This window comes from Armatimonadota bacterium (genome assembly GCA_039679645.1).
GTDB lineage: Bacteria > Armatimonadota > UBA5829 > UBA5829 > UBA5829 > UBA5829.
This window is the reverse complement of sequence record JBDKUO010000064.1, coordinates 1-6,754: the sequence shown is the minus strand read 5'-3', so window position 1 is coordinate 6,754 and position 6,754 is coordinate 1. Positions and strand designations below refer to the sequence as shown.

General features: G+C 50.7%; 5 protein-coding genes. All 5 read left to right on the top strand.

The window, feature by feature from the left end:
• Positions 1 to 588: GNAT family protein (locus ABFD83_13120; protein ID MEN6358012.1), on the top strand; the 588-nt coding region annotated here is incomplete at its 5' end.
• Between the two features lie 246 nt (positions 589 to 834).
• On the top strand, positions 835 to 1,269 hold the full coding sequence (locus ABFD83_13115; GenBank protein MEN6358011.1) for a DUF2127 domain-containing protein: 435 nt from the start codon (positions 835 to 837) through the stop codon (positions 1,267 to 1,269).
• A 337-nt stretch (positions 1,270 to 1,606) separates the two neighbouring features.
• Complete coding sequence (gene recR / locus ABFD83_13110) at positions 1,607 to 2,203, top strand: recombination mediator RecR (GenBank protein MEN6358010.1); 597 nt, start codon at positions 1,607 to 1,609, stop codon at positions 2,201 to 2,203.
• A gap of 107 nt (positions 2,204 to 2,310) precedes the next feature.
• The gene (gene nifJ / locus ABFD83_13105; GenBank protein MEN6358009.1) at positions 2,311 to 5,910 is read left to right on the top strand and encodes a pyruvate:ferredoxin (flavodoxin) oxidoreductase; all 3,600 of its coding nucleotides are present in this window, start codon (positions 2,311 to 2,313) and stop codon (positions 5,908 to 5,910) included.
• A 273-nt stretch (positions 5,911 to 6,183) separates the two neighbouring features.
• Entirely contained in the window at positions 6,184 to 6,582 is a 399-nt protein-coding gene (locus ABFD83_13100; GenBank protein MEN6358008.1) for a hypothetical protein, read from the top strand.
• Positions 6,583 to 6,754 lie beyond the last annotated feature (172 nt).

The following is a 6,754-nucleotide window of genomic DNA, read 5'->3' as shown; positions in this document are numbered from 1 at the left end:
CGTCCATTTATTGCTCCTTTCAGAAACTTTGAGCGGTTCCTGAAACTGAGCATGATGGACGACTCCAGCATATGTCAAACTATGGGAGTCTCCCCGGCAAAGCCGGGGGTTTACCCTTATCAATTAGACCACTACACCTGTCGCCCATGTCAATCTCATATATCGGAAGATGATTATATCGATAAGATGAGGAAGATGATTTGCAGTTCTGATGGATCATACTATGTGTTGGTGGCTGCAAATGCTGATAAAGAGCCTTTAGGGAAAATAAGATCGTTCGATTACAACCCAAGAAACCACAGTGCAGAGTTTGGATATTACTTACCGAAGCAAAATCGAAATAAAGGGTTGGGCAGCATAATGCTGCGGCAGTTTGTTGGATTATCGTTTGGTGACAGCAAATACAATCTCAATAAGCTATATGCAACAACATCATCCGGCAATATTCCTTCAGTTAGGCTCCTTGAGAAGTGCGGCTTTACAATGGATGGCAGGCAAAGAGAGCATTATTGGATTGATGGAAAACGATATGACCAGCTTATATATTCAATAATGCGGTCGGAATGGGATGTCGCAAATTCAGCTTAGTTTCGGTGTTTTGCAACTGATATTGACAGCCTGGCTGGTTGGAGATAGAATACGGGTGAGGTTGTTATATTATGATTGGCTATGCGCTCGGCAGTTTCGGGAATGAATTCCCGAAACACCAACCATTCTAGCGTTGCCAAATCTTTACAAGAATTATTATTAAGCATGTGACGCAGGCAAGGAGGATGTTGGCAACAAAGCATATAATTATAAATACTAAATAGTATGTTGGGTGAGAGGGTAACTATGGATAATACTAAAAGACCATTATGGGTAAGTGTTGCAGGGTGGTATGTGACGATTTTTGGCTTATTTGGTTTTATAGTTCCACTGATGATCCCTTTTTCGTCAGTTTTTCGGCTGACAATTCAGACTTCTGGCGGTTCCGTAGTGTTTGTTTTTGCTTATAGTCTGATATATGCTATTCTCCGCACAATTGCAGGAATCGGTATTCTCAATGGCTGTAACTGGAGTCGTTTCCTCTATCCAACCGTAGTGCTTGGTGGAATCATTGTTTCGTTTTTCCTGTATGATGTTCCTAATAATTCTGCTCGTCAATCAGGAATTTACTTTCGTCGTATTGCAGACGTAGCAGCATTTGCTCTCCTCGTTAGGTCAGACGCCTCTCGATTTTTCGCAAAGGACAAAATGTCACCAGATACCACTAAAGTAGAATCATGAATATTGGTATTTCGGGATTTGTTGCTTCGGCACCAGTTGATTTTCAGATGGCTATCAATCTCGTACTGCATCGGTGCCGGAGCCGCCATGCGCGCCAACCTTTAATATCACTTATCCCGTCCGGCGGTTTCAGCAGTTAATGAGAACTTTATATAGCTTTACCTGCTGCCGAAACTACAAACAACATCAGCAATAATCAATACAAAATATAAATTACTAAATCAGCCCGCAGCCTGCCGCCGACAACAAACTTTCACTTTGATTCTCCCTGCGCATTTGTTATAATGTATCGGATACCAATGGTGGGCGTCCGCTCGCCAATTTTTTGTGTGTACATATGCACTACGCAAAACCGCTTGCAAAACTGGTGGGCGAGTTTGAAAAGCTCCCTGGGATTGGACCAAAATCCGCGCAGAGGCTGGCGTTTCATGTTCTCAAAATCACTGAGGACGAGGCGCGAATGCTTGCCGACGCCGTGATGGACGTGAAAGCCCACATCAAACTCTGCCCCATTTGCTACAACTATACGGACCAGGACCGCTGCGAGGTCTGTTCGGATGCCAAACGTGACCCTTCGCTGCTGTGTGTCGTGGCCGAGCCGCGCGACGTGGTCGCGATGGAAAAGACTAATGAGTTTCGAGGACTTTATCATGTCCTGGGTGGGGTGATATCGCCCATGGACGGAGTGTCTGCTGATATGCTCAGGGTTCGAGAGCTTTTAGGGCGTATCAATGGTGGCGAGATCAAGGAGATAGTGCTCGCTACTAATCCTACGATTGAAGGCGATGCAACCGCCATGTATATAGCGCAGCTCGTCAAGCCGCTGGGTATCAAGGTTACTCGAATTGCCCACGGTATGCCGGTTGGAGGAGATATGGACTACGCCGATCAGGCGACATTGATCCAGGCCCTCCAGTGGCGAAGAGAAATATAATTTCAGTGGAAAGTGGAAAGTTGAAAGTGGAAAGTCCGGATTTGGCCGTATGCATTCACTCTCCCTCTTTCAATATTCAGCTTTCAACTCTCAACTAAGGAGATAAAATGGCACGTAAGATGAAGGGCTACGACGGCAATTCGGCAGCCGCCCATGTAGCGCATGCAACAAATGAAGTAATTGCAATATACCCGATCACGCCGAGTTCACCGATGGGCGAAGTCTCCGATGAAAAGACAGCCCGCGGCGAAAAGAATATCTGGGGAACTATCCCATCCGTTACCGAGATGCAGAGCGAGGGTGGGGCATCGGGAGCCGTGCACGGCGCACTGGCAACCGGCGCTCTGACGACCACATTTACTGCCTCGCAGGGCCTGCTGCTTATGATTCCTAACATGTATAAGATCGCCGGTGAGCTCACCTCTACGGTCTTCCATGTCACGGCCAGGAGCCTTGCCTGCGCAGCGCTCTCGATCTTCGGCGACCACAGTGACGTTATGGCCTGTCGCCAGACCGGTTTTGCAATGCTGTGCTCCAACAGCGTTCAGGAAGCGATGGACTTCGCCCTGATCGCGCAGAACGCGACTCTGGCGAGCCGCATTCCTTTCCTGCACTTTTTCGACGGTTTTCGCACCAGCCACGAGGTCCAGAAGATCGAAGAACTGACCTACGACGATATGCGCGAGATGATAGACGATGACCTCGTGATCGCACACAGAATGAGGGGTCTCTCGCCGGATCATCCGAATATGGGCGGGACCGCTCAGAACCCGGATGTCTACTTCCAGGGCCGCGAGACCTGCAACAAGTTCTATCTTGCTACCCCGAAGATCGTTCAGGATGCGATGGACAAGTTCGCGAAGATCGTCGGCAGGCAGTATAAGTTATTCGAATATGTCGGCGCACCCGATGCCGAGAGAGTCATCGTTTTGATGGGCTCCGGCGCGGAGACGGCTCACGAGACAGTCGATTGCCTGGCTGCCAAGGGCGAGAAAGTCGGTATCGTCAAGGTTCGACTCTACAGACCGTTCAGCGTGGCGGATATGGCGGCTGCTCTGCCCGCGTCAGTTAAGAAGATTGCAGTGCTTGACCGCACCAAAGAGCCGGGCTCGCTCGGCGAACCGCTCTATTTGGACGTGGTCACGGGAATCGAAGAAGCTCTTGCCGACGGTATCACATCGTTCAAGAGCGCTCCTGTGATTGTTGGCGGCAGATACGGCCTGGGCTCCAAGGAGTTCACTCCCGCGATGGTCAAGGCCGTCTTCGACAATCTCAAGGCCGACAAGCCGAAGAACCACTTCGTTGTCGGTATCAACGACGACGTCACCAACTCCAGCCTGGACTACGACCCGAGCTTCAGGACTGCTGATGAGAACACCTACAGGGCTATGTTCTACGGACTCGGCTCTGACGGAACAGTTGGCGCGAACAAGAACTCGATCAAGATCATCGGTGACGAGACAGACAACTATGCTCAGGGCTACTTCGTGTATGACTCGAAGAAGGCCGGTTCGGTCACAGTTTCTCACCTGCGATTCGGTAAGAACCCGATCCGCAGCCCGTATCTGATCGACAGCGCGAACTTCATTGCATGTCACAACCCCAGCTTCATCGAGAAGTACGACATGCTCAAGAATATAGAGCAGGGCGGCACATTCCTTTTGACCACCCCGCACAGCGCAGACAGCGTATGGGATACTCTCCCGCAGGAAGTCCAGCAGCAGATCATAGACAAGAAGCTCAAGTTCTATGTGATCGATGCTATCTCGATCGGCCACAGGATCGGACTGGGCGCCAGGATCAATATGATCATGCAGGCCGCTTTCTTCAAGCTCACAAATATCCTGCCTGAAGAGAAGGCTGTTGAGGCTATCAAGAATGCGATCAAGAAGAGCTACGGCAAGTACGGCGACAAGGTAGTCGAGATGAACTACAAGGCTGTCGAGGCCGGTATGACCGAGTTCGCCGAAGTCAAGTATCCGAACAAGGTTACCAGCACATTCAAGATGCCGCCGGTTGTCAGCGAGGATGCTCCTGAGTTTGTGAAGACTGTGACCGCAGAGATTATGGCCGGACGCGGCGACGACCTTCCTGTGAGCAAGATGCCTATAGACGGCAAGTTCATGACGGGCACGACCGCATTTGAAAAGCGCAACATTGCAGTGGATATCCCTGAGTGGGATTCTAACCTGTGTATCCAGTGTGGGTTCTGCTCACTCTATTGCCCGCATGCGGCCATCCGTATGAAGGCTTATGATGAGAGTGAGTTGGCAAAGGCCCCGGCGACGTTCAAGAGCGCAGACGGCAAGGCTCAGCTCAAGGGCAAGAAAGTTACAGTGCAGGTTGCTCCCGAGGACTGCACCGGCTGCGGACTGTGCGTGCAGAACTGCCCGGCCAAGTCCAAGGACAACCCGGATCACAAGGCTATCAATATGGTTCCGCAGGAGCCTCTGAGAGAGCCTGAGAGAGATAATTGGGACTTCTTCCTGTCACTTCCTGAGACCGATCCGACGCTCGTGAAGAAAGAGACCGTTAAGGGCAGCCAGCTTCTACCGGCTCTCTTCGAGTTCTCCGGCGCTTGCGCGGGCTGCGGCGAGACAGCGTATGTCAAGCTGGTATCTCAGCTCTTCGGCGACCGTGCAGTCATAGCTAACGCCACGGGCTGCTCATCGATCTATGGTGGAAACCTGCCTACAACTCCGTATACAACCCGCAAAGACGGCCGCGGCCCTGCGTGGTGCAACAGCCTCTTTGAGGACAATGCAGAGTTCGGTATGGGCTACAGGCTCACCATCGACAAGTTCAATCAGTTCGCAGGTGAGCTTCTTGACAAGGCCGTTGAAGACGGCGGAGTCAAGGCAGAGCTTGCTGATGCGATCAAGAATGCCGACCAGTCCACACAAGAGGGCATCGAAGCTCAGAGAGCAAGAGTTGCTGAGCTCAAGGCCGCCCTTGAGGGTGGAGTCAAGGCCGGATGCCCGACTTGCAAGCAGCTTGTAAGCCTGGCGGATTATCTGGTCAAGAAGTCGGTCTGGATCCTTGGTGGTGACGGATGGGCGTATGACATCGGTTACGGCGGGCTCGATCATGTGCTTGCAAGCGGCAAGAACGTCAACGTTCTCGTCCTGGATACCGAGGTTTACTCCAATACCGGCGGCCAGATGTCCAAGTCTACCCCGAGGGGCGCTGTGGCGAAGTTCGCTGCAGGCGGCAAGGCGGCAGGCAAGAAAGACCTGGCTATGATGGCGATGACTTACGGCAACGTATATGCGGCACGAGTCTCTTTGGCCGATCCGAACCATCTGGTAAAGACACTCGTCGAGGCTGAGGCTTACGATGGTCCGTCGATCATCATCTGCTACTCACACTGCATCGCGCACGGTATCAACAACACGTTCGGCGTTGATGAGCAGAAGAAGGCGATCGCCTGCGGTCACTGGCCGTTGTTCAGATACAATCCTGACAAGGCCGCCAAGGGTGAGAACCCGGTCTCTCTGGACAGCAAAGAGCCGAGCATGTCCTTCGAGGAATATGCATACGGTGAGAACCGATATCGGGTCCTCAAAAAGATCAACCCGGATGCGGCTGCCAAGCTGATGTGTGAGGCCGAGGTGGACGTAAAGAACCGCTGGAAGACATACAAAGAGCTTTCTGAGGCTACTTTTACGAGCCCCGAGTGTGAATGCGGCGGCTGCGACAAGGCATAATCGCGAAAACGCGAAAGAAACAAATAGAATGGCCCGGCAAAAGCCGGGTCATTTTTGTGTACTGTGTGTTTCAGAATTTAAGCGAAGCGACATTTCTGAAACATCAAATGAGTCTCTGAATATTGACAGGCTGGCTTGTTGAAGATAGAATGCGGGTGAGGTTGTTGGCGTTAGGTTGGTTCGTTTCGGGAACAAGTTCCCGAAATACCAAAATGATGTTACAGATTGGCGGAGGACAACGGGCTTGTGGTAGCCCAACGTCGGAGGTAATTGATGGACTGGAAGCTTTGGTTAGTAGAGTGGAATCGGCGATATGATATTCACAAGTTTGGTTGGCTAGGTGCATGTTATTGCGTTGCAACGGCAGTGTGTATTATCGGACTTGGATTGCTCCTTGCGTATCTGTTTCCATCATGCCGACATACTATCGGGATTGCTACAATGATCCTTTGTGGATTTGGAGTTGGATTTGTGTACGAACGCCATAGCGGCCCTCTGTTGTTGCTTTTAATTTTTGCAGTCATATTTGCGGTCAGAGCTTTTGATTGGAAAGCACCATATCTCATCAGTATTGGATGGATTGCACTGTGGATTATTCTTCCACTAGTTGGTTTTGGTTTCAGCTATCTTGTTTCTTATGCTGCAAGAACGACAGGCCAATCAAATGGATGAAGATAGCTTAGCATAAGTTCTCGCATTTTGGTGTTTCGGGAACTTGGAAGCTGTCTCAAAAAGAATAAGCGAAGAGACATGAATTTGCGGTATAGTTGTCGAACTCCTATATGGGAGGATTGATGTAATGCCGCGATTCAAGGAAATGCCACAGGACCCGAAGCAGATATGG